Source organism: Candidatus Methylomirabilota bacterium, from assembly GCA_035936835.1.
Lineage (GTDB): Bacteria > Methylomirabilota > Methylomirabilia > Rokubacteriales > CSP1-6 > AR37.
Map to the genome: position 1 here is coordinate 1 of DASYVT010000083.1, position 2,483 is coordinate 2,483.

General features: G+C 66.5%; 4 protein-coding genes. 2 read left to right on the forward strand and 2 right to left on the reverse strand.

What is annotated here, in order from left to right; genetic code table 11:
* Together VGV06_06955 and VGV06_06960 are read left to right on the forward strand one after the other, a co-directional pair.
* Positions 1–358 (forward strand): kelch repeat-containing protein (locus VGV06_06955; protein HEV2054893.1); only part of this gene is annotated, 358 nt, incomplete at its 5' end.
* Positions 359–1,001: 643 nt separating this feature from the next.
* Positions 1,002–1,373, forward strand: a complete 372-nt coding sequence (locus tag VGV06_06960) for a DUF4440 domain-containing protein (protein ID HEV2054894.1) — start codon at positions 1,002–1,004, stop codon at positions 1,371–1,373.
* A gap of 213 nt (positions 1,374–1,586) precedes the next feature.
* On the opposite strand, the gene VGV06_06965 is transcribed toward VGV06_06960, so the two are convergent.
* Positions 1,587–1,829: a hypothetical protein gene (locus VGV06_06965; protein ID HEV2054895.1), complete on the reverse strand. Its 243-nt coding sequence runs from the start codon at positions 1,827–1,829 to the stop codon at positions 1,587–1,589.
* Between the two features lie 165 nt (positions 1,830–1,994).
* On the reverse strand, positions 1,995–2,243 hold the full coding sequence (locus tag VGV06_06970) for a DoxX family membrane protein (protein HEV2054896.1): 249 nt from the start codon (positions 2,241–2,243) through the stop codon (positions 1,995–1,997).
* Positions 2,244–2,483: the final 240 nt, after the last annotated feature.

The following is a 2,483-nucleotide window of genomic DNA, read 5'->3' on the forward strand; positions in this document are numbered from 1 at the left end:
GGAGCTGTACGACCCCGGCACGGGCAGCTGGAGCGCGACCGGCAGCATGACGACGGCTCGCGTATTCCACAGCGCGACGCTCCTCCCATCCGGCACGGTGCTCGTCGCCGGCGGTTTCAACGGCCCGGTTCTGGCCTCAGCGGAGCTCTACGACCCCGGCACGGGCAGCTGGAGCGCGACCGGCAGCATGACCACGGCTCGCTACGCCCACACCGCGACGCTGCTCCTATCCGGCACGGTGCTCGTCGCCGGCGGTTCCGGCGGCGCGTCTCTGGCCTCAGCGGAGCTCTATACGTTCATTCTTCCCGGGTGTGACACCAACGGCAACGGCAATGACAACGGCAACTGCAATCAGTAGGCAGGCTTGACGCTCGGGCCCGGAGTGGCTCTGCTTCTCAACCCCTCCGGCCCGAGACGAGCGCTCTTCGGCATTCCGACCAATCGTTCGTAGTCGCTCGCGACGGCAGCGAGCTCCTCGGCCTCGTAGTCAAAGTTGGGCATCGGCTGCGAAGGCCCTCAGGTGCTCGAACTTGCGTGAACGTGTGATCTCCACGTCGCGCTGGACCAACTGCTCGATTTCTTATAGGCACTCCGCAAGTCGCAGGTCCTCCTGGCTACCCGATGCCTCGAAGAGCTCAGGTGGCGCATTTCGAAACGCCTTATCTCCTATCCCGTCAGAGCCCCGTCGGGAAGGGAGATAGGGCGTTAGGACATGGCCGAAAGCCGGACGCCACGTGACTACACAGCATCGGAGGGGGGCGGACTAGCGCGATGATCCGTGACGAGCCCTGCAGCGCTGATCGTCTACCTGGCAGATGTCGCGGCGGGGGCTCGGCGCCGTGGCTGCTCACGCCTTGATAGACGCGCTCGCGTGTCAGCGGAATGTCGCAGATTGGAAAGGTCGGGCCCAATGATCGGCGTGCGTGGTGGGCTCATTGGGGTGCGATTACGGCGAGGTAGAGCGCGAGCCGCCACCGCGGCCGCGGTACCCTACGGGAGCGATGACCGCCAAGCCCGACCTTGCCGAGCACTTTCGCCGCCTCGAGGCGGAGCTCGTGAGCGCGGACGTTTGGCGGTCGCGGGAGGCGCTCGAGGCGCGCATGACCCCGGACTTCGTCGAGTTCGCCGCTGCCGGCCGCGTGTACGACCGGGCGGCGCTCGTCGCGGCACTCCTCGGCAAGGAACCGGGAGCGCGGCGGGTCGAGGACTTCACCGTCCGAGAGCTGGCGCCGACGATAGCCCTCGTGACGTACCGCTCCGTGATCGACCGGCCCTCCGGCGATCCGCCTTCTATTTCCCTGCGCTCCTCGATCTGGCGCCTCGAGGACGGGCGCTGGCGGATGACATTCCACCACTGGACGCCGGCCGGCTGACCTCCGGCTTGGCCTATCGGCCTCGATCTTTCAGCCGGGGCTTGGCCTGTTGCGTGAGGGGGGGGGGTCAACGCGCTCCGCGTGGATCACGCGGCTTGCGCAATGTCTCGTGCCGCCCATTTCCTCGGTCGTTCCACGAAACTCCTCCAGCGGGGAAGGCGCTTCGTGCAAATGGATGTGGGCGTCGCCGACTCCGCACTCGTGACGTCGGAATCAGTCGCGTTCCAAGACCTGCGATAACCACTGCAGCGCCACCTGATAGCGCTCGCGGGCTCGCCCACCGTGGTTCCCGGCGTTCTCTCTGGCCTCGTGTGTGATACCGGCCTCGTGAAGGTGGTGACTCAGCAGCCCGTGACCCCAGTGCAGGTTGTAGTCGTCGTTGGAGCCGGCATCCAGCAGGATGCCCGACAGTTTCCGGAGATTACTCAGACGGTCGTGGCAGCTGACGACGGTCAAAGCTCAGCCAGCGGTCCCAGACCTATCCCCGTCGTCGACGGATGGCGGCGCGCGGATCGACGTGTACCACAGCGCAGACGTCCGACTTTGCGGCGTTTCGTAGGGCCTTAGTCATACACACGACGGGGCTCTGACGGGATAGGAGATCAGGCGCCGCGAAATGCGTCACCAGCCGCCCAACGTGGAAGGAACGCGAGCGCGAGCAGCAGGCCGCCGACAAGCTCGACCCCGGCGGAGATCGCCGCCCACAAGGGCACGGGGCGCAGCCCCCATCCGGGCGATCCCGCCGGTCCAGCCCGCGAAGCCCCGGCCGCCCCACCAACCCAGGACCTTCTGGGCCCCGTGCGCGGCGAAGGTGAGCCCAATCGCGAGCCGCACGATCAAGATGCCGACGTCGGTTGCCGTCACGCTCATGCCACCCGTCCCGGAGTCATGAAGCAGTTATCGCGGGATAGACGCATTGCCGCCAATTGTGACGGGCTTTCCATTGACCTTGGTGTCCGTTTGGATGTTCCCCGCGTGGTCGGTACAACCAGCGTCTTGCCGCTCGCGCTCGGTGCGGGTTCCTGCCGTGAGATCCGGTTGACGAGCCGTCCCCCTCGATCTTCGCCTCGTCGCTAAGCACCGGGGTTCTCCGTGAAGGCCTCGAACCGT